Below are 24,217 nucleotides of genomic sequence, written 5' to 3'. Positions count from 1 at the left end.
CCGACCCGAATCACGCCGCTTTGCTCAACATCATGCTGAATGAATCTTTTGCCAAAGAATCGCTTGATACCGACGGCCTAATTACCATATTGGACGAGAAGTTGTATAATGTCGCATCGACGCTCCTCCACAGCAATGGTAAGGTCTTTGCCTTCAATCGTGGGGAGTTCGGTTCGGGGGGCGACGGATTATCCAGCGTTTCAAAAGATTTGGGTGAAGCAATCAGGCTGATGAAGCAGCGTCCCGCGCTCGAAGAAGCACTGGAACGCGCTACACGGTTGGCGAGTTTAGAGATGACGGAAGAAACTTTTGCCGAACAGCAAAGGTTACGTCACGAAAAGAAGGCATTTGACGATCGTATCATCGCATTTTTCAGACGAGATGCGGACGATTTATGACAGTATCGGGGAATTATTTTGGCAAGTCGCGTAAATGAGAATGAAGACGATATGGTCGAAAATGGCGATGCACCGCTGATTGACCTGAATGATGCGACCATCAAAAAACTGTTAGCCAAGGCAAAGCGCCGCGGTTTCCTGACCTATGACGAATTAAATGCTGCCTTGCCGCAGGATCAGATGTCTTCCGAACAGATCGAAGACGTGATGTCCGCCATCAACGACATGGGCGTGCAGATCGTAGAAAATGACGAAGCCGGTGAAGATGGCGAGGACGAGCAGGAAGAGGAAGAAGTCGAAACCGTCGACAACATCTCGGAAAATGACCCGCGCTCGCTGACCAGCACTGTCAAGAAAACGGGTACGGGCGAACGTACCGATGACCCCGTGCGCATGTATTTGCGCGAAATGGGCGCGGTTGAATTGCTGTCCCGCGAAGGCGAAATCGCCATTGCAAAGCGGATTGAGTCCGGTCGCGACACGATGATCCTCGGCCTCTGCGAGAGCCCAATAACCTTCCACGCGATTATTGACTGGTCGAACGCACTTAACGACGGTGAAATGCAGCTGCGCGAGATCCTTGATCTTGACGCCATGCTGTCGAAGGCGCCCGAAACGCTGACCGACGACGAGGAAGAAGAAGGCGACGGAGAAATCAGCGAAAAAACCGCTGGGGTTTCTTACAAAGAAGAAGACGAAGTCGACGAAGAGCCAGAATCGGCGAGTGACGATGACGATGATTTGACCGAGCGGCGTTCACGCCCGGTTGAAGAAGAGGAAGAAGACAACACGCTCAGCCTCGCGCAGATGGAAGAGGCGTTGAAGCCAGCGGCTTTGGAGCGTTTTGCCAAGATCGCATCATTGTTCAAGAAATTCTCGAACATTCAGCTTGAGCGGATGCGCGCTTTGAACGCCGGCGAAGAGTTTTCCTCAGCTTCCGAAAATAAGTATCACAAATTACGTGAAGAGTTGACAGCGGAAGTCGAAAGCGTTCAGTTTCACGCGAACAAAATCGAATATCTGGTCGACCAATTATACTCGTTCAACCGCCGTTTGACCGCGCTTGGTGGCCAAATGCTGCGCTTGGCCGAGCGTCATAAAGTTCCGCGCAAGGCGTTCCTCGACAGCTATATGGGCCATGAGCTCGACGAAAATTGGCTGACCGATGTTTCCAACCTCGACAAAAAATGGACGGCTTTTGCGACGAACGAAGCCGAAGGCGTTGAGCGCATTCGCAGCGAAATAGCGGACATTGCCGCGAATACCGGCATGTCGCTCGGCGAATTCCGCCGCATCGTCAACATGGTGCAAAAGGGCGAGCGCGAAGCGCGCATTGCGAAGAAAGAAATGGTTGAGGCCAATCTGCGCCTCGTTATTTCCATCGCGAAGAAATACACCAACCGCGGCCTTCAGTTCCTTGATCTCATTCAAGAAGGCAATATCGGCCTCATGAAAGCGGTCGATAAATTTGAATATCGCCGTGGTTACAAGTTCAGCACCTATGCGACATGGTGGATTCGTCAGGCGATTACGCGTTCGATTGCGGACCAAGCCCGTACTATCCGTATTCCAGTGCATATGATCGAAACGATCAACAAGCTGGTGCGGACAAGCCGTCAGTTCTTGCACGAACAAGGCCGCGAACCGACGCCAGAGGAAATGGCCGAGCGCCTTTCCATGCCGCTGGAAAAAGTGCGCAAGGTCATGAAGATCGCGAAGGAGCCGATCTCACTCGAAACGCCAATTGGCGACGAGGAAGACAGCCATCTTGGCGACTTCATCGAAGACAAAAACGCGATCATTCCTGTCGATGCCGCCATTCAGGCGAACTTGAAGGAAACCGTGACCCGCGTTCTGGCGTCGCTGACACCGCGCGAAGAGCGCGTGCTGCGCATGCGTTTTGGTATCGGCATGAACACCGACCATACATTGGAAGAAGTTGGTCAACAGTTCAGCGTTACGCGCGAGCGTATTCGTCAGATCGAGGCAAAAGCGCTCCGCAAGCTGAAGCACCCAAGCCGCAGCCGCAAAATGCGCAGCTTCCTTGACCAATAAGTAACGGTCTGCCGCTTTTATATCTCTGAACGGTTGAGGTTATGGACCGGATCCCTGCCCTTATGTGCGGGTTTCCGGTAGCCATGTCGGAAATAATATTTGGGCAATCCGTCGCGGCCGACGTTGCGAAACGAAATGCGCGCCACTTGTCCCTACCCACGGGCGCAAACTATTATATTGCATAACGCGGTGGGCCCACTTAACGAATTAATCGTTCGATTAACAAACGGGGTTCGTCCATGCGCTTTGAAGGCACTGATAATTACGTCGCAACTGATGATCTGAAAGTTGCCGTAAACGCAGCCACGCGGTTACGCCGCCCGCTTCTCGTCAAAGGCGAACCCGGCACCGGCAAAACTGTGCTGGCGCAGGAAATCGCGACCGCACTCAATGCGCCGTTGATTGAATGGAACATCAAATCCACGACCAAGGCGCATCAGGGCCTGTATGAATATGACGCCGTTGCCCGTTTGCGCGACAGCCAATTGGGCGATGAGCGCGTTCATGACATCAAAAATTACATCAAGAAGGGCAAGCTTTGGGAAGCGTTCACCGCGCCTCAGTTGCCCGTTCTTTTGATCGACGAAATCGACAAGGCCGACATCGAGTTTCCGAACGACTTGCTTCAGGAACTCGATCGCATGGAATTCTTTGTGTATGAAACGCAGGAAACCGTAAAAGCGGTCGAGCGCCCGATCGTCATCATTACCTCGAACAATGAAAAAGAACTGCCCGACGCGTTTCTGCGCCGTTGTTTCTTCCATTACATCAAATTCCCTGACCGCGCGACAATGCAGTCCATCATTGATGTCCACTTCCCCGGTATCCAAAAAATGCTGGTGTCGAAGGCCATGGACATTTTTTACGAAGTTCGGGATGTCCCAGGCCTTAAGAAAAAGCCAAGCACAAGCGAATTGCTCGATTGGCTAAAGCTGTTGCTGCACGAAGACATGCCACTTGATGTTCTGCAGTCACGCGACCCAACGAAGGCCATTCCGCCACTTCACGGCGCGCTGCTTAAGAATGAGCAGGACGTGATGCTGTTTGAACGACTGGCCTTTATGGCACGGCGTCCCAATAGCTAAGCTGCACCTTATTTAGATGCTATAAGCGATTTCAAAATCGCCCCAACGGCGTCCATTTATGCGCAGTGGGACATATACGTTACGCATGACCTTGTATGAGTGGCCGTCGCCTTCGTGGCGAAATACGGCCATCATATAGTCCTGCTCGCTTGTTTTCGCAGGGATATCCACCGGGTCCTGAATGACGCGGCCGTTGCGGCAATATTTCGTGTCATGCGCGATATCGCCCGTTGGCGCGCGCGAGAGTTCTTTCAACTGTACGGGTAAGAAGCCTTTAAGGCTGCTGCATACCACCGACGTTATTTCGTCGGGATTGCTGTCTTTGACGGCTTCAATAAATGGCTGCCAATTTTGTTCCGCCCATGATGTCAGCTTCGATGTAAACCGCGGCGGATTGCTGCCTTCGATGGGGCGCAGATCGGTATCAAACAACGCCTCTAACGTCAGCGTACCATCTGCGATTGCGGCCTCGGTCAATGCTTTCACTTCTTCGGCCTTTTGGCGGGCAAGCTCGACAAATTCGCTATCGCGCTTTGACAAACCGCTGTGCACAATATGGTCAAACATCTTGTTTGCCTGCATTTCCAGACCACCGATCTGGCTATGCGCGCGCACAACAGCCGCAAACATTTCGCCATTGGCGCCTTCGACCGCATCACGAACATTTTGCGAATCCACCAATCCACGGTGAATTTGTGCGGTGCTGTCTGCAATCTCACGGTTGTGATCACCGACTTTGGTAACGGCATCGCTCACGCCATAAATGAGCTCCTGAAGGCTCGAAAACTGCTCTTGCGCCGCGCCGCTTGTCGATACGCCGTCCTCAATTTGCTCTACAAATTTCGCGGCTTCATCCGAAAGCGAGTTCACCGTTTCGGTTATTTCCACCGCAGCATGCCGCGTATCACGCGCCAGCTTTTTGACTTCAGCTGCCACGACGGCGAACGTCTGCCCGGCGGCCCCGGCCTTTTCCGCCTCAATCGCGGCGTTGAGCGCCAGCATGTTGGTCGTGCGCGCAATCGAATCAATCGATTCCGATACGCGCTTCACTTGTTCCATCGCGGTCGCAAATCCCGTGATATGCGAACCAAGGCTCATGATAAGACTGATGAGTTCCGAAAAGCTCGCCAATGATAGCTGAACGGTTTCATGCCCCGTCATCAACTTTGTGACTGCGGCTTCAGCCAAAATCCGTGCATCTCGAGTCGCCTGCGCCACCTCCGCAATGTCGGCATCAAGTGCCTGCGTCAGCTCGGTCATCTCGCCATGCCTTGCCTTGAGCCAGTCTGCGGATTGCAGCGCCTGTTCGAGCACACCTGCAGCTTCGGCACAGCCAACGGTGACCTCTCCGCATATCTTCGCGGTTTCGTGGATCCAGTGGTTTTCGCTCAATGCAACTTTTTCCACTTTCATGGGATTGGCACCTTGTTCTGTCGTTTGTAACGGGGCCTACCCCTATATGGTTATCATGGAGTTAACCGCGGGTTGTTGACGGCGCGTTTCGAAACAGCCAAAAGCTTTAGCTGGTCATTTAAACAGGAGCCTGCCGGTGTTTTTCTCATTCATGGAAGAGTTGCGGTCCGCCGGTATATCCGCTTCGTTGAAGGAGCATCTTGCCCTGCTCGCCGCTTTGGATGCCGATGTTATCGACCAGAGCCCCGAGGAATTTTATTATTTGGCCCGCGCCACTTTGGTGAAGGACGAAGCGCTTTTGGACCGTTTCGACCAAGTATTTGGCAAGGTTTTCAAAGGCATATTTACAGAATATGGCCAAAACGACGTCGATGTGCCCGCCGATTGGTTGAAAGCGATTGCCGAAAAATATCTGTCGCCAGAGGAAATGGCGAAGATCGAAAAAATGGGCAGCTGGGACGAGCTTATGGAGACGCTGAAAAAGCGGCTCGAGGAGCAAGAAAAGCGCCACGAAGGCGGCAACAAATGGGTCGGAACCGGCGGCACCTCACCTTATGGCAATTCGGGCTATAATCCCGAAGGCGTTCGTATTGGCGGCGAATCCAAGCACAAGCGTGCCGTAAAGGTTTGGGACAAGCGCGAATTTCAGAATCTCGACAACACGCGTGAGCTTGGCACCCGCAACATCAAGATCGCAATGCGCCGGCTGCGCCGCTTTGCCCGCGATGGCGCGGTGGAAGAGCTCGATATTGACGGCACAATCAATGGCACAGCGCGCAAAGGCTGGTTGGACATTCAAATGCGCCCCGAACGCCGTAACGCGATCAAGGTGTTGCTGATGCTAGACGTCGGCGGGTCGATGGATCCGTTTATCAAGCTTTGCGAAGAGCTCTTCAGTGCGGCCACGAGTGAGTTCAAAAACCTGGAATTTTTCTATTTCCACAACTGCCCATATGAAGGCGTTTGGAAAGACAATAAGCGCCGGTTCAGTGAACGCACGCCGATGTGGGACCTTCTGCACAAATTCCCGCATGACTATAAAGTGGTCATGGTCGGCGATGCATCGATGAGTCCCTATGAAATAACGCATCCCGGTGGTTCGGTGGAGCATTTCAATGAAGAGTCAGGCGCTGTCTGGATGAACCGGATTACGAACACCTATCCCGCCACGGTCTGGCTTAACCCCGTGCCCGAAAAACAATGGGGTTATTCGCAATCCACCAAAATCATCAAGGAATTGATGAATGATCGGATGTACCCGCTGACGCTCGAAGGTCTCGATGACGCTATGCGCGAGTTAAGCCGGAAGCACGGCCACTAATATAGCAGATATTGCACGCGTTTCTGAAGCCAATCCTTTTCATCAGCTAACGTCATTGCGTCCAGTTGCTCGGGCGTGCTGTCGGGTGCATCAACCCATTCACGCAATGCAGGGCCGCCGTTGATCACGTCAATGGCGAGCTTTCCGAATTCATATTCATATGGGAAGTCGCGCCACAAATCATATTCGGGATAGAGCCGCCGGATGGCCTTGAATGCCAATGCCTGGATCCGCCATGGTTGAAACGCGGCATGGTCATATGATGGACCTTCTGCGTGGATGTGCACACCATGACACAGTTGATGTACATGCTTGTGAAATGTCGGTTCGAACCAAATTTCCCGAAGCGTGCAACCATTCAGCCATTGCGGCGCAAAGGCCTGCATTTCGGCGATAACGTCACGCGCGTTGATGTCAGGCGCGCCAAATATTTCGAGCGGACGGGTCGTTCCCCTGCCCTCTGACAATGTTGCCCCTTCCAGCAGCACGGTACCCGCATAGGCACGCGCCATGTTGATGTTTGGTGCGTTGGGGCTTGGGTTGATCCATATCCGATCGGCAGGCCAGCCATGTCCGGGTGCTGCGTCAGGTTCATAGCCAGCCATTTCAATTACGCGGTAATCGACGTCGATCTTGTAATGATCGATAAACCAACGCCCGATCTCACCCAAAGTCATGCCGTGCCGCATGGGCATTGGGCCCGCGCCAACAAAGCTCTCCCAACCCTTTTCCAGCGTCAGTCCTTCTACGGGGCGGCCGGCAGGGTTCGGGCGATCCAACACCCAAACCGCTTTGCCATGCGCGGCCGATGCCTCAAGCACATAAAGCAGCGTCGTAATAAACGTATAAATCCGGCAGCCCAGATCCTGCAGGTCGATCAGGATGACATCAAAGGTCTCCATCGACTCGACGGAAGGGCGCCGCACTTCGCCATAGAGGCTGAATATCGGGATCCCGAGCACAGGGTCGGTGAAGTCGGGTGACTCCATCATATTATCTTGCTTGTCACCCCGAAGGCCATGTTGGGGACCAAAGGCGGAGGTCACATTGACATCGTCGAGCGCCGCCAGTGCATCCAGTGCGTGCGTCAGGTCTGCTGTCACCGATGCTGGATGGGCCAGTAACGCGACACGTTTACCCGCCAATGGCTTGCGAAGTTCTGGCTCCGTCAGGAGGCGATCAATTCCAAATTTCATGCCGCGCTTCGTGCCTCCAGTTGCAGGGCAAAGCAATCCTTATGATGAAAATCCGCATTCCCCGGTGGGTGCGCGAGCGCCCAATAAGCGATGCGACCGTGCTTGTCCGCGATAACGGCACTTAAACCGGCCATTGCATCCACCGTGCGCAAAGATTCGGGTAGGTCCATTGTGACCGTCATTTCGAATATGCCCTCCCCCGCCTTACAGTTTATGTGCGGCGGCGCGCAGGCAAGCTCCGTCATGCCTTCGCGATATCCTGTAAAGGCATATGCCGCCCATTGTCCCGACGGCGCGAAGTTGAATTCGACATAGCTGCCGTCATCGGCGCTGCCGCAGAACAATTCAAAACATGTGTCTTTCCAAAGCCCGTCCGTGCGTTCCGGTTGCGCAGCTTTAGGAAGATGTATCTCGTCGATAAGCCCGTGCAGCGTGTATTTTATGTGCACAACGCCGTCTTCCGCACGCGCAACCTGCACGGCTATAGCGTCGACAAAACCCTTTTCGCTCAGTGGATGGCATTGCAGCACCGTTTCCGTCATCGAAATATTGGCCAATGTCGAAACTCCATGCTAGGCGCTAACGCGCTATGACTGCTTATAAATCTGATCTCCTTCGCCAGCTTGATGCACGCGGCTACATCCACCAAACAACCGACGCGGCGGCGCTTGATGCGCTTGCGTCCAAAGAGATTGTTCCGGGATATATCGGCTTCGATGCAACTGCGCCATCGCTTCATGTCGGAAATCTGGTGTCCATCATGTTGCTGCGTCGATTGCAGCAGGCTGGCCATAAGCCCGTCGTGGTTATGGGCGGCGGCACGACGCGTATTGGTGATCCGACGGGTAAAGACGAAGTCCGCAAGATGCTGACCGATGAAACCATCGAAGCCAATATATCGTCGATACGCACGGCGTTTGAGCAATTTTTAACCTTTGGCGATGGCCCGACTGATGCCGTGATGGTCAACAACCATGACTGGTTGGGTCAGCTTGGATATATTGAGCTGCTGCAAGAGGTTGGCACCCATTTCACCGTAAACCGGATGCTAACATTTGATTCGGTCAAACTGCGGCTTGAGCGTGAACAGCCCATGACCTTCCTCGAATTCAACTATATGATCTTGCAAGGATATGACTTCCGCCATCTCAGCAAGACGATGGGCGTCCGTTTGCAAATGGGTGGATCGGACCAATGGGGCAATATCATCAACGGCATGGAATTGGCGCGCCGGATGGACGGTGCAGAGGTGTTCGGCCTGACAACGCCGCTGATCACCAAAGCCGATGGATCGAAAATGGGCAAGTCCGTGTCTGGCGCGGTCTGGCTCAATCGCGAACAGCTGCCGGATTATGATTATTGGCAGTTTTGGCGCAATACGGACGACCGGGACGTCGGCAAGTTTTTGCGCCTTTTCACCGATTTGCCGCTCGACGAAATCGAACGTTTGGAATCGTTGGAAGGTTCCGAAATCAACATCGCCAAGATCGCACTGGCAAACGCGGCAACCGAATTGTGCCGTGGTGCCGAGGCATCTGCGCTCGCGGCTGAAACCGCGCGAAAAACCTTTGAAGAGGGAACGTCAGGCGGCGATTTGCCGACGATCGACGTCAGCACAGAGATTTCGGTGATTGATGCCTTGGTCGCGCTGAATTTCGTGGCATCAAAAAAAGAAGCGCGCCGAATGATTCAAGGCGGCGGCGCGCGGGTTGCCGACGCGGCTATCACGGACGAAAATGCGGTGATTTTGGCACAGGCTGAGCCTGTTAAAATTTCTGCTGGTAAGAAAAAACACGGCCTCATTCGCTTCGGATAAATGCGTCGGTAAATTTACTAAGCGTGGCTTTACCAAATCTTTGGAACTTGGCGGTACGGTGATTATTCAACTTTAATAACCGCACGAGGCCGCTCGACATGGCACAAGCAGTTCCTAACCCTGATCTGGATTTCCGCATCGCGGCCCGTCGCCGCGCGAACCACACAGTCATAGCCGAGAGCAAGTTGCGCGGCGACCAGCCCATTCACATCGTCAATATCTCGGCGCATGGCTTCATGATTGACGATAACCCCGGCTTCGAACGCGGGGATCGCGTTGAGCTTCGGCTGCCAGAGATTGGCAGAATCGAGGCACTGGTTATCTGGACTTCTGACAAGCGGGCCGGTTTTCAGTTCGAGCGCGTGTTGCGCTTGCCCAATTTTCTTGGGCTGCTGGAAGTCATCTCGCCAAAGCTGCGCTAACCGCCGCGTAAAGTCGCCACACCGGCATCTCGTTCAAACAGATAGAGAGCCACACGGGCAGCCTGCCCTCGCGGGCCATCAAGTCCGCCGTCGCGTTCAAGCAGCAGCCGCGCATCGTCAGCTGCAACGCCAATAAGTTCACGCACTTGCTCTGGCGTGGCAACGCGAAATGGGCTGTCGCCCGACTGACGCGTTCCCAGCATTTCGCCGGCTCCGCGCAGCTTGAGATCTTCCTCGGCGATACGAAATCCGTCATTGGTCTCGCGCATAAGCGCAAGACGCGCGCGCGCCGTCTCCCCAATTTGCGTCGTGCGCACCAGCACACAGACCGATTTTTCGGACCCGCGACCAACGCGCCCCCTTAGCTGATGCAATTGCGCGAGGCCGAAACGATCCGCAGCCTCTATAACCATCAGGCTGGCATTGGGCACATCAACGCCGACTTCAATAACCGTCGTCGCCACCAGCAACCGTGTCTCACCCGCAACGAAGCGCTCCATAACCGCGTCTTTTTCCGCGCCACGCATACGCCCATGCACCACATCAACCTGCGGTCCGAACCTTAGCCGGAGCATTTCTGCGCGTTGCTCTGCGGCGGCAAGATCGCTCTTGTCGCTTTCTTCGACCAACGGGCATACCCAGAATGCCTGTTTCCCGGCAGCCAGATGGCGCGCAACGCCATCAATCAATTCAGCAAGCCTGTCCTGCGACATGACGCGTGTTTCAACCGGCGTACGACCGGGCGGAAGCTCATCAAGGATGGAACTGTCCATTTCGCCATAAGCCGCGAGCGCGAGGCTGCGTGGAATGGGCGTTGCCGTCATGACCAACAGATGCGGAACGCCCCTGCCCTTGCGCGACAGCATGAGCCGCTGGGAAACGCCGAAACGATGCTGCTCGTCGATTACCGCCACGGCGAGGGACTTGTAGGTCACGGCTTCCTGAAAAATAGCATGGGTGCCGACGAGGATGTGAATCGAACCGTCAGCCAGCCCCATCAACGTTGCTTCGCGCAGGCTGCCTTTTTCGCGGCCCGTTAGGATTGCAATATTCACAGGCATGCCCGCCAACAGCTTTTGAAGGCCGGCATAATGCTGGCGCGCAAGAATTTCGGTTGGCGCCAACATTGCCCCCTGCATCCCCGACTCTACCGCACGCAGCAACGCCATCAACGCAACCATTGTCTTGCCCGCGCCGACATCACCCTGCAGCAAGCGCAACATGGGCCGTGATTGCGCCAAGTCGCCCTCAATTTCGGCAATGGCGCGCTTTTGTGCGCCCGTGAGGTCAAATGGCAGCTTCAACAAAGAGATTAAGGAGCCATCACCCGCCACGGGCACGGCCGTACGTTTGTCCATCGCCGCGCGGATAAGCCGCATGGCAAGCTGATTGCTGAACAATTCATCATAAGCCAGCCTGTCGCGCACGGACTGGTCGTCCCTGCGATGCACGGTGCCCATCGCCGCGGCCCAGTTGGGCCAGTTTCGGCCAGCGACCAGAGTTGGCTCAATCCATTCAGGCAAGTCGGGTACATCCTGCAATGCGGCCCCCGCAAGCTGGCCCATGCGTTTGTTCGTCAGTCCATCCGAGAGTGGATAAATAGGCTCGGCAAGGCCGGGCGACGTATCGCTGTCGATGGGAACGACATGATCAGGGTGCACCATTTGCAATTCGTCGCCATAGCGTTCGAGCTTGCCCGAAATGATCCGTTTTTCGCCAACAGGCAGTTGCTTGCGCGCCCATCCACCATTTCGGCCAAAAAAAGTGAGCGTCAGATAGTTTCCGGCGACATCCGCAACAAATATTCGCAACGGTGCCCGGGCGTTGTTGCTGTTGCGGTGGTCCATGACCGTTACGGTGACAATGATGTTGCTGCCAACGTCCGCGACATCCAGCAAGGAAACCGCCTTGCGATAAGTCCAGTTGGTTGGAAAATGATACAGCACATCCTTAACCCGCTCGAGCCCAAGGCGCTCAAGAGGCTTTGCCAGACCAGGGCCAACGCCCTTCATGGCGCGCACTTCTGCAAATAACGGATTGAGTATATCGGGACGCATGACTAGGGCCGCTTATAACCCGCAAATCATTTCACGCCACCAGCATAAAGGATGCGTTACATGGACGCTGACCCATATCGTCGCAAATTGCATTACCGCGCACATCACCGCGGCACGCGCGAAGCCGACGCCATGGTTGGCGGATTTTTCGACCAATGTTCAGCCGAATGGGGCGAAGTCGAATATGAATGGTTCGAACGCCTGATTGATGAGGAAGATGTCGACATCATGGCGTGGGCACTCGGAACTGCGCCGCCTGACCCTGCATTTGCGGGGCCATTGATGGACCAACTGATGCAGCTGAATTTCATCACGCTGCCTGAAGGGCTTAGCACCCAAAACCCATGATTGATTTGCAGCGGATCACAACCAGTCGCAACGCGCTGACGCTCGCATCAGTGCCGCAGGGTTTTGCGCCGCTTCTGCTTGCTGACCTTACACGCGCGGCCAAAGCACGCACGCTGTACATTGCGCCTGATGAAGCCGCGATGCGCGCAATAGCCGACGCTGTGCCGTTTTTTGCGCCTGAAATTGAGATATTAATTCTGCCCGGATGGGATTGCCTGCCCTATGATCGCGCATCGCCTTCGGTTGCGGTCACGTCGCAGCGCATGTCAACATTGCAGGCGCTTCAGCAGCCTGCAAAAAAGAAGCAGTTGGTGGTCACCACTATCGGTGCAGTCATCCAAAAATATGTCACGCCCTTCCGCATTCGCCAGACGGGAGAACGCTTAGCCGCTGGCCGCGAAATCAGCCGCGAACGGCTTGCATCATTGCTGCAGTCGAATGGCTATTTCCGGGTGGATACCGTGGCCGACGCAGGCGAATTTGCGATCCGTGGAAGCATTGTCGACCTGTTTCCCGCCGGAAGCGAAGTCGGGCTTCGCCTCGATTTCTTCGGCGACGAAATCGAAAGCATCCGCCGCTTTAACCCATCCGATCAGCGCAGCATCGACCAAGTCGAACATTTCGACATCCTACCCGCAGTTGAAGCCATGATGGACGAAGACGCGATCAAGCGTTTCCGTGTCGGCTACCGCGAACGTTTTGGTGTGACCGCAACGGGCGACCCGCTTTATCAAGCCGTCTCGGAAGGCCGCAGGCTTTCGGGCATGGACCATTGGCTGCCATTGTTCGAAGAACGCATGGCGACGATCTTTGACCATGTCGGGGCCGACGCGCTTGTCATTCGCGACAGCGGCGCGATTGCAGCGGGCCAGTCGCGACTGGATTCCATCACCGACTATCACGAAAACCGCGTGAAGGCGCAGGCCGCCGAACCCGGCAGCTATCGCCCCTTGCCGCCCGAGATACTCTATTTAAGTAGCGGCGAACTCGACCAGCTTTTCGACGACAATGCCGCGCACCTGATTACACCATTCGCGCAGCCCGATTCTGCGAGCGTCATTGATTTCGGCATCTCCGCAGCGCGCGATTTCGCACCAGAGCGCACGCAGAAAGCCAATGTCTACGAAGCCGTCGCCGCGCATCTAAAATCGCTGCACAGCAAAAAGACCAAAACCATCATCGCGAGCTATTCCATTGGCGCACGCGAGCGGTTGAAGGGTTTGCTGGCCGATCATGGCGCGCCGTCCATCGTCGATGCCGACGGTTGGCAGCAGGCATTGGGCGTGGCGGCCGGACGGACTGCAATGGTTGTGTTGCCATTGGACCATGGCTTTTCCACGCCGGACATAGCGGTCTTAAGCGAACAGGATATGCTGGGCGACCGGCTCGTGCGCAGACAAAAACGCCGTAAATCGGCCGACGCCTTCATGGCCGAACTTGCCGCGCTGACGCCGGGCGATCTGGTGGTGCATCAGGACCACGGTATTGGCCGTTATGAGGGCCTGATTTCGATACCCGTGGGCAACAGTCCCCATGATTGCGTTGCCCTGACTTATTCCGGCGGAGACAAGCTTTATGTCCCCGTTGAGAATATCGATGTTCTGTCACGCTATGGCTCCGACAGCGAGCATGTGTCGCTCGACAAGCTGGGCGGTGAGGCATGGCAGCGGCGCAAGTCGAAGCTGAAAGAACGCATCCGCGCAATTGCGGGCGAATTGCTCAAGACTGCCGCTGAACGCGCGCTTCGTCCGGGTGCCATCATTGAAGTCGACGGACCCGCTTATGCCGGTTTCGTCGACCGTTTCCCTTATGAGGAAACCGAAGATCAGCTGCGCGTCATCGAAGAAGTGCTTCAGGATTTGTCCGCAGGCAAACCCATGGATCGGCTCGTGTGCGGCGATGTTGGGTTTGGAAAAACCGAAGTCGCCATGCGCGCAGCTTTTGCAGCGGCGATGGCAGGGCTTCAGGTCGCGGTCATTGCGCCGACGACATTGTTGGCGCGGCAGCATTATTCGAATTTTGCCGAACGTTTCCGTGACCTGCCGTTAAAGCTCGGCCGGCTTTCACGGCTCGTTCCTGCCGCAGAAGCCACGCAAACGCGTGAAGCCTTGGCGGATGGCGCTTTGGACATCGTGATTGGGACGCATGCCGTTCTTGCAAAGTCACTTGAATTCAAACGGCTTGGCTTGGTCATTGTTGACGAAGAACAAAGGTTCGGCGTCAATCATAAGGAGCGGCTGAAAGCGCTGAAGACCGACGTGCACATGCTGACGCTGACGGCGACACCGATCCCGCGCACGCTGCAAATGGCGATGTCTGGCTTGCGCGAGCTGTCGGTCATTCAGACGCCCCCTGTGGACCGTCTGGCGGTGCGTACCTACGTTATGCCATGGGATCCCGTAGTGCTACGTGAAGCGTTGCTGCGCGAGCATTATCGCGGAGGGCAAAGCTTCTTTGTCGTGCCGCGCATAACCGATCTTACCGAGATCGAAGAATATCTGCGGACTGAAGTACCTGAAGTGAAATATGTCACCGCACACGGGCAAATGTCACCGACGCAGGTCGAAGATCGCATGAGCGCATTCTATGAAAAGCGCTACGACGTCCTTCTATCGACGACAATTGTCGAAAGCGGATTGGACATACCGAGCGCCAACACCTTGATCATCCACCGCGCCGACCGCTTTGGCCTTGCCCAATTATATCAGCTGCGCGGTCGCGTCGGGCGTTCGAAAACCCGCGCTTATGCCTATCTGACGCATGAACCGAATCGCGTACTGACCGAAACGGCTGAAAAGCGTCTGAAGGTACTTGGTGATCTCGATAGCCTTGGTGCCGGATTCCAACTCGCCAGCCACGATCTAGACATTCGCGGTGCGGGCAATTTGGTGGGCGATGAACAGTCCGGCCATATCAAAGAGGTCGGCTTTGAATTGTACCAATCGATGCTGGAAGAGGCGATCTTGGAAGCGCGCGCTGGCGCGCATGGCCTCGCAAAGCCGCGTGGCAGCTTCTCGCCGCAAATCACCATCGATGCGCCGATCCTTATTCCCGAAGATTATGTCCCCGACCTTTCGGTCCGCATGGCGCTCTATCGCCGTTTGAACGATCTCGAAGAAGGTCAGGACATCGAAGGATTCGCCGCCGAAATGACGGATCGCTTTGGCCCGATACCGGAGCCTACGCAGAACCTGCTCAAGCTTATCCAGATCAAGCAGAATGCGCTCGTTGCGCAGGTCGCAAAAATCGAGGTCGGCGCCCGTGGCACGTTGGTCAGTTTCCATCAGGATACACCGCCCAATGTCGCAGGGTTGTTGGCCTATGTCGACAAATTGGGCGAGACCGCAAAGCTGCGTCCGGACAGCAAGTTGGTTATCAACCGCATATGGGGCGACCCCGCAGCGCGGCTCAACGGCTGTTTGCAGCTATCGCGCGGCCTTGCAAATCTTGCCCGCCGACATGGTTCCCCTTCGCGACCATAGCCGCGAAAAACTTTCCGAACCCTTTCGGCAAATTAATTCAGCTTGGTAGCGCACGCTTTTCCGCTTACATCGCAAAAATGATCGACGGATTTGGACGCAGTATCGACTATTTACGGATATCGGTGACCGACCGTTGCAATTTCCGTTGCACATATTGCATGCCCGAAATGCAGAGCTTTTTGCCGCATCCCGATTTACTAAGCTATGATGAAATCACGACGCTGGTCGCTCGATTTATAGACCATGGCATTCGCAAAATTCGCCTAACGGGCGGGGAGCCGCTGGTTCGCCGAGACATTGCGGTTCTTATCAACGCCCTTGGGAAGCATGTTAAAAACGGCGCGCTTGAAGAGTTGACGATGACGACCAACGGCAGCCGGTTGGAACAATTTGCGCCCATCCTTGCCAGCGCTGGCATGAAGCGTATCAATGTAAGCCTCGATACGCTCGATGCGGATCAGTTCAAGACGATTAGCCGGGGTGGAGACCTCGACACGGTATTGAAGGGCATTCAGGCTGCGAAAGCCCATGGCCTTGCCATCAAAATCAACATGGTTGCCTTGAAAGGCGAGAATGAAGACGCGCTCATGCCCATGATGGCGTTTTGCGCGGAGCATGGCTTTGATCTCACACTCATTGAGACCATGCCGCTGGGAACAGGCGTGTCGGAGCGAGAGGCGCAATATATCTCGCTCGACGCCTTCACTGCGCCCATCCGCCAACAATATGACCTGCATCCGCTGGCGCATAAAAGCGCTGGCCCTGCCCGTTATTGGCGCGTGGATCCATTGGGTCTGCGCCTTGGCCTTATCACGCCAATGAGCCAAAATTTCTGCGACCATTGCAATCGTATCCGGCTTACCACCGATGGCAAAATCTACATGTGCCTTGGGTCGGAACTGCACGTCGATTTGCGCAAAGCATTGCGCGAAGGTGCACCATCCGATGTGGATCATTTGCTACAGACGGCTTTGCGGCTTAAACCCCAACGCCATGAATTTGAAAACCAATTCGCTCAGCCCGACTTGCGGCTGAAGCGACATATGAATGCAACAGGTGGATGACCCAATATACGCAACTTGCGATAATATCGTCAGCGACGCCGCAGGCGCGCGAGGCCGAAGCGCAGCTTCGTGAAGTCCATGACTTTGTTTCTCTGGATAACGCCGACGCCGTAATCGTCTTGGGTGGCGATGGCCACATGCTGCAGGTTCTGCATCAATTGTTGGAGAGCCGCCGTGACATTCCTGCCTACGGCATGAATTTGGGTACAATCGGCTTCCTGATGAACAGTTGGGATCTGCATGACCTGCACGCGCGGCTGCAGCGTGCAAAATCTTTCTCGGTTCGTCCCCTGACGGCGGATATAACAACCGTCAGCGGTCAGAAGTTCATATTACCCGCGATCAACGAAGTGTCGTTGCTGCGTGAAACCCGGCAAGCGGCCAAGCTGGAGATTTCGGTCAATGGGCGCGCGGTGATCCCGGAACTTATCAGTGACGGCATATTGGTATCCACGCCCGCAGGTTCGACCGCCTATAACCTGTCCGCAAACGGCCCCATCTTGCCGCTCGATTCGTCGTTGCTGGCGCTGACGCCAATCAGTCCATTCCGGCCCCGACGTTGGAAAGGTGCCATTCTTCCAGACCGCTATGTCATCAAAATCAACATATTGGAGGCAAGCAAACGCCCTGTCAGCGCGGTTGCCGACCAACGCGAGATCCGCGACATTGCTCAGGTAGAAGTGGCGTTAGACCGCAATCGATCACTCACGCTTTTGTTCGATCCCGAACATGCGCTGGATGATCGCATTGCAATGGAACAATTTATTGTCTGAACTGGCAATGGGCGCTTGCCAAATGCGAAAAAGCGCTGCTATAGGCGCGCCTCTGCCCGAGCATATCGGGCTGTTCCCTGGTAGCTCAGTGGTAGAGCAGTTGACTGTTAATCAATTGGTCGGGGGTTCGAATCCCTCCCGGGGAGCCATTTTTTCTGGCTCATAATATTACGGCAGACCGTGCGCCTGCCAAAGCAGCCGCAGCGCGGCGTAACCGACCAATATCGCGGTAAAGGTGCGCAGAAGCCGTGGCGACAAATAGCGCATTCCGAATATGCTTCCAATCTGCCCGCCGACCAGCACGGCAGCGAGTAACAGGCCATATTCCATCGCAGGCGCGGCGAGCGACTGGGCACCTGCCTTTATGACCTGCCCTGCCAGCCCTGCGGCCGAATTGATCAAGATATAGAGCGACGCAAAGGCGGCGATGCGCCGTGCCTCCGCCCAGCGGATAAGGTGCAATATCGGTGCCATGAATATACCGCCGCCAATCCCCGACAAGCCAGCCAGCAGGCCGACGCCGCCGGAAATCGCCAATAGCAATGGCTTGGGCAACGTACGCGCCGATAGCTTTTCAGGCTGAAGCAGCAGGGCAATGGCAGACGCAAGCAATGCCCCGCCCAATATCGTGAGGAAAACCCATTGCTTCAGCGGCACAAGCCCGCCCAGGAACGCGAGGGGCGCGGATACCAGCAACAATGGCATGACTTGTGACCAAGACACGAGCCCAGCACGCACAAAACGAATGCTGCCGCCCGTGACCACAATGATATTGCACAGCAATGCAATGACCGGGATCAGCCGATAATCAACGCCCCAAAGCGCCAGCAGCGCCGTATAGGTCGAACCCCCGCCAAAGCCGACCGAGGCGTACACAAAAGCGACGAGAGCGAAGAGTCCAGCCAACCAGATCATCCCCGCCCTCCCCGTTCAATGCCTTTAATAAGCGCCGTGGCAGTGCTTATATTTTTGTCCTGAGCCGCATGGGCAAGGATCGTTGCGACGCAAGTCCGGGTTTCCGGCAAATGGGTCAGTGCCCGCCGATGGCACTTGCCGCGGGATCGTCGTCGTCACCAGCCCAAGCGAACCAGCGTCGATGTCATTGCTGTCATCTTCACCGGTGAAAGGGTCGATATGCGTGGTCAAGAAATCCGGCAATTCAGGCAGTTGAGGCGGAACGATCTCTTCCTCTGCGCGGAAGTCGTTGGTGGCGATTGTCTTGGTTACGCCTTCACGAATGGCACCCAACATGCGTTCAAACAGGCCAAATGCTTCCTGCTTATATTCGTTGACCGGATTCTTCTGCGCATAAGCGCGCAAGTAAATAACCTGACGCAGGGCATCCAAAGTCGACAAATGCTCTTTCCAATGATGGTCGAGCGTTTGCAGCAAAATGCTTTTTTCCACCTGATGCCATAAGGTTTGATCGAGATCAGCGCCCTTTGTCTTAAACCTGGCGGTGGCGAGGTCGGCAATTCGGGTTTCGATGATTTCGGGCTCAAGGCCGTCTTCTTGCAACCAGCTATCAATGTCCGGAGCAAGCCCCAGAACTTCCGCACATTTCCGCTTCAGTCCATCGACATCCCATTGTTCGGGATAGGTGCCTTCGGGGCAGTGACCGCCAACCAGATTGTTGACCGTGTCGTTGAGCATATCCTCAATGATATCGTCGACGGCTTCGGCATCCATAATTTCGCTGCGCTGGTCGTAAATCACCTTGCGCTGGTCGTTCATGACGTCGTCATATTCCACCAACTGCTTACGGATATCGTAGTTCCGCGCTTCGACCTTGCGTTGTGCGGTTTCAATGGCTTTCGACAACCACTTGCCGCCGATGGCCTCGCCGTCTTCCAGACTGGAATTCATCATGCGCGAGAATAATGTTTCCGAACCGAATATGCGCAGAAGATCATCGTCGAGCGATAGATAGAAGCGCGAGAGACCTGGGTCACCCTGACGACCCGAACGGCCGCGCAGCTGGTTATCGATACGGCGGCTTTCATGCCGCTCGGTCGCAAGAACAAACAAGCCGCCTGCTTCGACAACCTTGGCTTTTTCCGCAGCGATTTCGGCTTTTAATGCTTCAATTGCGGCATCGCGCTCGGGGCCTTCGGGTACTTCACCCAATTCATCTTCCAAACGGAATTCAAAGTTACCGCCCAGCTGAATATCGGTGCCGCGTCCAGCCATGTTGGTGGCGATGGTTACGCTGCCGAAACGACCGGCTTGCGCCACAATACGCGCTTCGCTTTCGTGGAAACGGGCATTGAGCACGCTGTGCTTCACATTTTCCTTTTCCAGGAACTCCGAAAGCAATTCGGACTTCTCAATGGAAACAGTACCAACCAAAACGGGCTGACCCCGCTCATTGGCCTCACGAATGGTCTTGGCGATGGCACCAAATTTGTCCTGCGTATTTTTGTAGAACTGGTCGTCTTCATCAATACGCTGCACGGGCAAGTTGGTGGGAATTTCAACGACATTTAGCTTGTAAATTTCGTGGAATTCACCGGCCTCGGTTGCCGCGGTTCCGGTCATGCCCGACAATTTGGGATACATGCGGAAATAATTCTGGAAGGTGATTGTTGCCAGCGTCTGGTTTTCTGGTTCAATGTCGACGCCTTCTTTGGCTTCGACTGCCTGATGCAGGCCGTTTGACCAGCGACGTCCGTCCATCATGCGACCTGTGAATTCGTCGATGATGATGACCTTGCCCTCTTTGACAATGTAATCAATGTCGCGCTTGAACATCACATTGGCTTTCAGCGCCTGATCCAGATGGTGCACAACCAAGGTGTTTTCATAATCATACAGGTTGGTGCCAGTCAGCAAACCGGCGTCCTCAAGCAAGCGTTCGGCCTTTTCGGTGCCATCTTCGGTCAACGTGACGTTGCGGCTCTTTTCGTCTTTTTCATAATCGCCATCGTCGAGTTGAAGGACAACCGCATGCACCTGCATATATAATTCTGATTTATCATCGGTTGGGCCCGAGATAATCAGCGGTGTCCGTGCTTCATCGACCAGAATGGAGTCCACTTCGTCGACAATCGCAAAGTTAAATGGACGCTGCACCATTTGTGCGCGTTCATATTTCATATTGTCGCGCAGATAGTCGAAACCAAGTTCATTGTTGGTCGCGTAGGTGATGTCGCAGTCATAAGCGGCACGGCGTTCGTGCTCGGGAATGTTGGGAACAACCACACCCGTGGTGAGCCCAAGAAATCCGTAAATCTTGCTCATCCATTCGGCGTCACGGCGCGCCAGATAGTCGTTCACGGTGACAACGTGCACACCCTTGCCTTCGATCGCGTTCAGATAGCACGCCAAAGTCTCGGTCAGTGTCTTGCCTTCACCGGTGCGCATTTCGGCAATTTCGCCGCGATGGAGCACGATACCGCCGACCATCTGCACATCGAAATGGCGCATACCCGTGACACGCTTCGACGCTTCACGTACCGTCGCAAATGCCTCAGGCAAAATGTCGTCCAGCGTTTCGCCGGCGGTCAGGCGGTCACGGAAAATCTGGGTCTGCCCCTTCAGCCGATCGTCATCCATGGCTGAAATTTCGGCTTCGAGCGCGTTGATTTTGTCGACGATCTTCATGATCGACTTAACGTAACGGTCGTTGGACGAACCGAAAATGGCTTTGGCAATTCCGCCGAGCATAACTAATTCCTTTGAAATTATGTGGGAGACGCGCGCAAGTTGGCGCGAAATAGGGTACAAAAAAGGTGCACCGCAGCGGGTGCAGATGCCCTACCCTAAAATAATGTCGTGCCGATAAACGGGGGTGTCGGGTGCCAATGCAACGAACGCGATGCTGCCTTCGACTGGCATAAGATGCACGCGGGTCGTCGGCGTCACATGCACCGGCTGCTCAAACGTTTTGTCGACTTCCTGAGCAGAAGCGGTGACGTACGCCTGAACTGCCGCCGAATCCACTGACATGGACGATGAAGAAACGGGGCGCGCAGCCTCCGCCGCGGAAAATCCGCTCAACATCGCCAGCAAGTAAATCAATATGCGCATATATGGCCCTGTTAGGTGCTGTGGCGGATATAGTTAGGCATGATGGCAAAGTCCACAGCGAAGGCGCGCGACTTACTTACCGGCTGCGTCCGTCTTCAGGTCTTCATGCTCCACCGACATCCGGAATTTGATACGTTTCGCCTGTGGCTTGCCTTCACTATCCAGAAACGGAGCGACATCGCCGTTTCCGCTCCCAGGGCAGGCCGCAATTTGACCGAAGAGAGCACCCTCTTCTTCTGCCTTACAAGACGTAAGCTTACCTGACGCATCGAACTCCAAGGTCAGGCTAGCGGAGCCTGGCGTTGTAAAGGGATTGGAGCGAGCACGTTCAGGTTTGAATGAAACACGCGGCGCGCTCTTAGGCAGCCGCCAATGAAGAATATGAACGCTTTTCCCTGCAGAGGGCTTACCATTAACGTCCAAAGCTGGCTCAAGTTTCCATTCGCGAGCAATAGCACACGCTTGTTCGTCAAGTTCAGAAAACTTGCTGCTTTCCGTGATTGCGCATCGAATTACTTTTCCGGTTTCATCCACATCAAGCATGAAAGTTGTCCGGCCCTGCTGCCCTGCAGCAAGTGCAGCTGCCGGATATTTTTCTTTAGCAATTGTCAGCTGGGATCGATCCGAGGGCATCGGTGCGCGGGGCAAGCTATCGCTCGCCATCGGCAAGGCCAAGGTCAAAACTTCCGGTATTTGCCAGCGAACGCGGTTCGAATAACTGCCGGTGGTCGCAACGCCATTTTTATCCTTCCCCGGATAAAAATGGGCACGCGCCGTAACATTATCGCACGTTACCTTATCGAGGTCAGCATGTCCGCTACTGGTGGTGATCGCACATTTGGTTACACGCCCATCTACGGACACATCTGCCTTAAATGCCGTTATCCCTTCACGGAATTCGCGCAGCGCGAGGGCCGGATAATCACCCGTGTTTGCCCAAGTACCGGGATTATTTTTGGGTATTGGCGATCTTTCGCGTCCCTTTTCGGGTGCTGGCGTTGAAACAGTGCGGACCGTGGGGACCATGATAACCGGCGGAGGCGTCGCAGGTTTTTGGGCGTTTGTTTCGACCACAATTGATGCTAGCGCCATCACCGAATAAAAAAGCATGTCTTTGTTCTCCCTGACCTGTCGGGGGTTTAGCAAAAGGTTTCTTAAGTGTTAGTAAAATCACCGCTCGCAAAACCATTTCCCTCCATGCCCGAAATCGCGGGTGCAACGCCCCGTGTGGCGCGTGCTGGGTATAAGGATTGGGGCCGCTGCGATTTAAGTTATATCGCGCTCGACGAAGGTACAACGGTCGCTGGCGTTACGACACAAAATATATGCTGCTCTGCCGAGGTTGACCTTTGTCGCGCGAATTTGGCGCATGGCCGCGCGCGCGCTTTGGTGGTGAATGCCGGGAACAGCAACGCCTTTACCGGCCAGCGCGGCAAGGACGCTGTGGATGCCATCACCGCGCAAGTTGCAGGCCATTTGAACTGCGATGCTTCGGAAGTTTTCGTTTCATCCACGGGTGTTATCGGCGTTCCCCTGCCCATCGACAAAGCACAGGCCGGATTGCGCGCAGTTTTCGATGCCGCACCATGCAGTTGGGAGGACGTGACGCACACGATCGGAACCACCGACACCTTTGCCAAAGGCGCAACCGCGAGCGCCATCGTCGATGGCCGCAAGGTACAACTCGTGGGCATCATCAAGGGTTCAGGCATGATCGCCCCCGACATGGCCACTATGCTGGGCTATATTTTCACCGACGCCGCTGTCGACGCGGCTTTCCTGCAGCAGATGTTATCCGCTTCCAACAAAAGCAGTTTCAGCTGCATCACAGTCGACAGCGATACATCGACCAGCGATACCGTGTTGGCATTTGCAACGGGCAAAGCAGGCAATCCGCCGCTTACGTCCTATGACGATGCTGGCGCGGACGCGTTTGCGGCGGCGCTTAACGACATCTGCCGTCAGCTGGCGCATCTCGTCGTCCGCGATGGCGAAGGCGCGCAGAAGTTTATTGAAATCAATGTGTCGGGTGCTGCGAACGATGACAGCGCGCGGCGGATCGGTTTGGCGATTGCCAATTCACCGTTGGTCAAAACCGCGATTGCAGGCGAAGATGCCAATTGGGGCCGCGTCGTTATGGCCGTTGGCAAAGCGGGAGAGCCTGCAAACCGCGACAGCCTATCGATCAGTTTCGGGGCAACGCAAGTGGCGCGCTATGGCCTAGCGGTCGCCGGATATGATGAAGCGCCCGTGGCGCAACATCTTAAGCAGAATGAAATTCAAATCGGCGTTGATTTGGGTATCGGGGCCGGGCGTGCAACGGTCTGGACCTGCGACCTAACCCACGGCTACATCAGCATCAACGCCGATTATCGTAGTTAAAGCGCCGCTTCCAACCAGCTTTTCAGCTGAGCCTTTGGCGCAGCGCCGACTTTCGTGTCCGCAATTTCGCCGCCTTTGAACAGAATCATCGTTGGGATGCCGCGCACGCCATATTTTGCTGGTGTATCGGGATGATCGTCGATGTTCAGCTTCACGATCTCGACCTGCCCAGCAAGCTCTTCGCTGATTTCCTCAAGGCTTGGGCCAATCATTTTGCATGGGCCACACCATTCGGCCCAAAAATCGACCAATACGGGTTTGCCCGATGCCAATACTTCTGATGCGAAATCATTATCGCCTACGGATTTGGTAGCCATGTTTGTCTCCTTTGTTGCCACCCATGTATGCCCACTGCCAAATGCTGACAAGGACCAAG

General features: G+C 55.1%; 19 protein-coding genes, 1 tRNA gene and 1 pseudogene. 12 read left to right on the top strand and 9 right to left on the bottom strand.

Features of this window, described 5'->3' with window-relative positions; genetic code table 11:
- The 3 genes and pseudogenes from ACIQZK_RS01345 to ACIQZK_RS01335 all read left to right on the top strand — a co-directional run.
- Nucleotides 1–398: pseudogene (locus tag ACIQZK_RS01345) on the top strand (hypothetical protein); the annotation flags it as partial.
- A gap of 51 nt (nucleotides 399–449) precedes the next feature.
- Nucleotides 450–2,453, top strand: a complete 2,004-nt coding sequence (gene rpoD, locus ACIQZK_RS01340) for an RNA polymerase sigma factor RpoD (RefSeq protein ID WP_395635852.1) — start codon at nucleotides 450–452, stop codon at nucleotides 2,451–2,453.
- A 239-nt stretch (nucleotides 2,454–2,692) separates the two neighbouring features.
- Nucleotides 2,693–3,538, top strand: coding sequence for an AAA family ATPase (locus tag ACIQZK_RS01335; RefSeq protein WP_397574562.1), 846 nt, complete (start codon nucleotides 2,693–2,695; stop codon nucleotides 3,536–3,538).
- Between the two features lie 12 nt (nucleotides 3,539–3,550).
- On the opposite strand, the gene ACIQZK_RS01330 is transcribed toward ACIQZK_RS01335, so the two are convergent.
- Nucleotides 3,551–4,951: a methyl-accepting chemotaxis protein gene (locus ACIQZK_RS01330; protein WP_397574561.1), complete on the bottom strand. Its 1,401-nt coding sequence runs from the start codon at nucleotides 4,949–4,951 to the stop codon at nucleotides 3,551–3,553.
- A 151-nt stretch (nucleotides 4,952–5,102) separates the two neighbouring features.
- Here ACIQZK_RS01330 and ACIQZK_RS01325 point away from each other — a divergent pair, with 151 nt between their 5' ends.
- The gene (locus tag ACIQZK_RS01325) at nucleotides 5,103–6,272 is read left to right on the top strand and encodes a VWA domain-containing protein (RefSeq protein ID WP_221204260.1); all 1,170 of its coding nucleotides are present in this window, start codon (nucleotides 5,103–5,105) and stop codon (nucleotides 6,270–6,272) included.
- Here the strand turns inward: ACIQZK_RS01325 and ACIQZK_RS01320 are convergent.
- Complete coding sequence (locus ACIQZK_RS01320) at nucleotides 6,269–7,468, bottom strand: exo-beta-N-acetylmuramidase NamZ domain-containing protein (protein WP_397574560.1); 1,200 nt, start codon at nucleotides 7,466–7,468, stop codon at nucleotides 6,269–6,271. The genes ACIQZK_RS01325 and ACIQZK_RS01320 overlap by 4 nt on opposite strands.
- The gene (locus ACIQZK_RS01315; RefSeq protein ID WP_397574559.1) at nucleotides 7,465–8,025 is read right to left on the bottom strand and encodes a DOMON-like domain-containing protein; all 561 of its coding nucleotides are present in this window, start codon (nucleotides 8,023–8,025) and stop codon (nucleotides 7,465–7,467) included. Before ACIQZK_RS01315 ends, ACIQZK_RS01320 begins: the two co-directional genes overlap by 4 nt.
- Before the next feature lie 32 nt (nucleotides 8,026–8,057).
- Here ACIQZK_RS01315 and tyrS point away from each other — a divergent pair, with 32 nt between their 5' ends.
- Together tyrS and ACIQZK_RS01305 are read left to right on the top strand one after the other, a co-directional pair.
- Nucleotides 8,058–9,284, top strand: coding sequence for a tyrosine--tRNA ligase (gene tyrS / locus ACIQZK_RS01310; protein ID WP_397574558.1), 1,227 nt, complete (start codon nucleotides 8,058–8,060; stop codon nucleotides 9,282–9,284).
- A 98-nt stretch (nucleotides 9,285–9,382) separates the two neighbouring features.
- On the top strand, nucleotides 9,383–9,706 hold the full coding sequence (locus tag ACIQZK_RS01305; protein ID WP_395635843.1) for a PilZ domain-containing protein: 324 nt from the start codon (nucleotides 9,383–9,385) through the stop codon (nucleotides 9,704–9,706).
- Here the strand turns inward: ACIQZK_RS01305 and recG are convergent.
- The gene (gene recG / locus ACIQZK_RS01300; RefSeq protein WP_397574557.1) at nucleotides 9,703–11,763 is read right to left on the bottom strand and encodes an ATP-dependent DNA helicase RecG; all 2,061 of its coding nucleotides are present in this window, start codon (nucleotides 11,761–11,763) and stop codon (nucleotides 9,703–9,705) included. The two genes, ACIQZK_RS01305 and recG, sit on opposite strands and share 4 nt — an antisense overlap.
- Before the next feature lie 60 nt (nucleotides 11,764–11,823).
- On the opposite strand from recG, the gene ACIQZK_RS01295 reads away from it, so the two are divergent.
- From ACIQZK_RS01295 to ACIQZK_RS01275, 5 genes are all read left to right on the top strand, one after another.
- Nucleotides 11,824–12,111 carry a succinate dehydrogenase assembly factor 2 gene (locus ACIQZK_RS01295; RefSeq protein WP_397574556.1) on the top strand — a complete coding sequence of 96 codons (288 nt, stop codon included), beginning with the start codon at nucleotides 11,824–11,826 and terminating at the stop codon, nucleotides 12,109–12,111.
- A complete protein-coding gene (mfd, locus tag ACIQZK_RS01290; protein ID WP_397574555.1) occupies nucleotides 12,108–15,593 on the top strand; it encodes a transcription-repair coupling factor in 3,486 nt (1,161 codons plus the stop codon). The genes ACIQZK_RS01295 and mfd overlap by 4 nt, the downstream gene beginning before the upstream one ends.
- A 77-nt stretch (nucleotides 15,594–15,670) precedes the next feature.
- Nucleotides 15,671–16,657, top strand: coding sequence for a GTP 3',8-cyclase MoaA (gene moaA, locus ACIQZK_RS01285; RefSeq protein ID WP_397574554.1), 987 nt, complete (start codon nucleotides 15,671–15,673; stop codon nucleotides 16,655–16,657).
- Entirely contained in the window at nucleotides 16,654–17,430 is a 777-nt protein-coding gene (locus ACIQZK_RS01280; protein ID WP_397574553.1) for an NAD kinase, read from the top strand. The genes moaA and ACIQZK_RS01280 overlap by 4 nt, the downstream gene beginning before the upstream one ends.
- A 74-nt stretch (nucleotides 17,431–17,504) precedes the next feature.
- A tRNA-Asn gene (locus ACIQZK_RS01275) sits at nucleotides 17,505–17,579 on the top strand.
- A 19-nt stretch (nucleotides 17,580–17,598) separates the two neighbouring features.
- On the opposite strand, the gene ACIQZK_RS01270 is transcribed toward ACIQZK_RS01275, so the two are convergent.
- From ACIQZK_RS01270 to ACIQZK_RS01255, 4 genes are all read right to left on the bottom strand, one after another.
- Complete coding sequence (locus tag ACIQZK_RS01270) at nucleotides 17,599–18,345, bottom strand: sulfite exporter TauE/SafE family protein (RefSeq protein ID WP_397574552.1); 747 nt, start codon at nucleotides 18,343–18,345, stop codon at nucleotides 17,599–17,601.
- Nucleotides 18,346–18,369: 24 nt separating this feature from the next.
- Nucleotides 18,370–21,096 carry a preprotein translocase subunit SecA gene (gene secA / locus ACIQZK_RS01265; RefSeq protein WP_397574551.1) on the bottom strand — a complete coding sequence of 909 codons (2,727 nt, stop codon included), beginning with the start codon at nucleotides 21,094–21,096 and terminating at the stop codon, nucleotides 18,370–18,372.
- A gap of 90 nt (nucleotides 21,097–21,186) precedes the next feature.
- Nucleotides 21,187–21,459: a hypothetical protein gene (locus tag ACIQZK_RS01260; protein ID WP_397574550.1), complete on the bottom strand. Its 273-nt coding sequence runs from the start codon at nucleotides 21,457–21,459 to the stop codon at nucleotides 21,187–21,189.
- A gap of 72 nt (nucleotides 21,460–21,531) precedes the next feature.
- Nucleotides 21,532–22,605, bottom strand: coding sequence for an energy transducer TonB (locus ACIQZK_RS01255; RefSeq protein ID WP_397574549.1), 1,074 nt, complete (start codon nucleotides 22,603–22,605; stop codon nucleotides 21,532–21,534).
- Between the two features lie 51 nt (nucleotides 22,606–22,656).
- On the opposite strand from ACIQZK_RS01255, the gene argJ reads away from it, so the two are divergent.
- Entirely contained in the window at nucleotides 22,657–23,841 is a 1,185-nt protein-coding gene (argJ, locus tag ACIQZK_RS01250; protein WP_397574548.1) for a bifunctional glutamate N-acetyltransferase/amino-acid acetyltransferase ArgJ, read from the top strand.
- On the opposite strand, the gene trxA is transcribed toward argJ, so the two are convergent.
- On the bottom strand, nucleotides 23,838–24,158 hold the full coding sequence (gene trxA, locus ACIQZK_RS01245; RefSeq protein ID WP_183940926.1) for a thioredoxin: 321 nt from the start codon (nucleotides 24,156–24,158) through the stop codon (nucleotides 23,838–23,840). The genes argJ and trxA overlap by 4 nt on opposite strands.
- Nucleotides 24,159–24,217: the final 59 nt, after the last annotated feature.

This window comes from Sphingorhabdus sp. (assembly GCF_044338195.1).
GTDB lineage: Bacteria > Pseudomonadota > Alphaproteobacteria > Sphingomonadales > Sphingomonadaceae > Sphingorhabdus_B.
The sequence above is the reverse complement of the archived record's forward strand: the minus strand, read 5'-3'. Positions and strand labels throughout refer to the sequence as shown.

Coding starts and splice junctions, on each gene's coding strand:
- ACIQZK_RS01320 (WP_397574560.1), bottom strand. CDS start 7,468: ATGAAATTTGGAATTGATCGCCTCCTGACGGAGCCAGAACTTCGCAAG.
- mfd (WP_397574555.1), top strand. CDS start 12,108: ATGATTGATTTGCAGCGGATCACAACCAGTCGCAACGCGCTGACGCTC.
- trxA (WP_183940926.1), bottom strand. CDS start 24,158: ATGGCTACCAAATCCGTAGGCGATAATGATTTCGCATCAGAAGTATTG.
- moaA (WP_397574554.1), top strand. CDS start 15,671: ATGATCGACGGATTTGGACGCAGTATCGACTATTTACGGATATCGGTG.
- secA (WP_397574551.1), bottom strand. CDS start 21,096: ATGCTCGGCGGAATTGCCAAAGCCATTTTCGGTTCGTCCAACGACCGT.
- argJ (WP_397574548.1), top strand. CDS start 22,657: ATGCCCGAAATCGCGGGTGCAACGCCCCGTGTGGCGCGTGCTGGGTAT.
- rpoD (WP_395635852.1), top strand. CDS start 450: ATGGTCGAAAATGGCGATGCACCGCTGATTGACCTGAATGATGCGACC.
- ACIQZK_RS01295 (WP_397574556.1), top strand. CDS start 11,824: ATGGACGCTGACCCATATCGTCGCAAATTGCATTACCGCGCACATCAC.
- ACIQZK_RS01330 (WP_397574561.1), bottom strand. CDS start 4,951: ATGAAAGTGGAAAAAGTTGCATTGAGCGAAAACCACTGGATCCACGAA.
- ACIQZK_RS01270 (WP_397574552.1), bottom strand. CDS start 18,345: ATGATCTGGTTGGCTGGACTCTTCGCTCTCGTCGCTTTTGTGTACGCC.
- ACIQZK_RS01335 (WP_397574562.1), top strand. CDS start 2,693: ATGCGCTTTGAAGGCACTGATAATTACGTCGCAACTGATGATCTGAAA.
- tyrS (WP_397574558.1), top strand. CDS start 8,058: ATGACTGCTTATAAATCTGATCTCCTTCGCCAGCTTGATGCACGCGGC.
- ACIQZK_RS01325 (WP_221204260.1), top strand. CDS start 5,103: ATGGAAGAGTTGCGGTCCGCCGGTATATCCGCTTCGTTGAAGGAGCAT.
- recG (WP_397574557.1), bottom strand. CDS start 11,763: ATGCGTCCCGATATACTCAATCCGTTATTTGCAGAAGTGCGCGCCATG.
- ACIQZK_RS01260 (WP_397574550.1), bottom strand. CDS start 21,459: ATGCGCATATTGATTTACTTGCTGGCGATGTTGAGCGGATTTTCCGCG.
- ACIQZK_RS01305 (WP_395635843.1), top strand. CDS start 9,383: ATGGCACAAGCAGTTCCTAACCCTGATCTGGATTTCCGCATCGCGGCC.
- ACIQZK_RS01280 (WP_397574553.1), top strand. CDS start 16,654: ATGACCCAATATACGCAACTTGCGATAATATCGTCAGCGACGCCGCAG.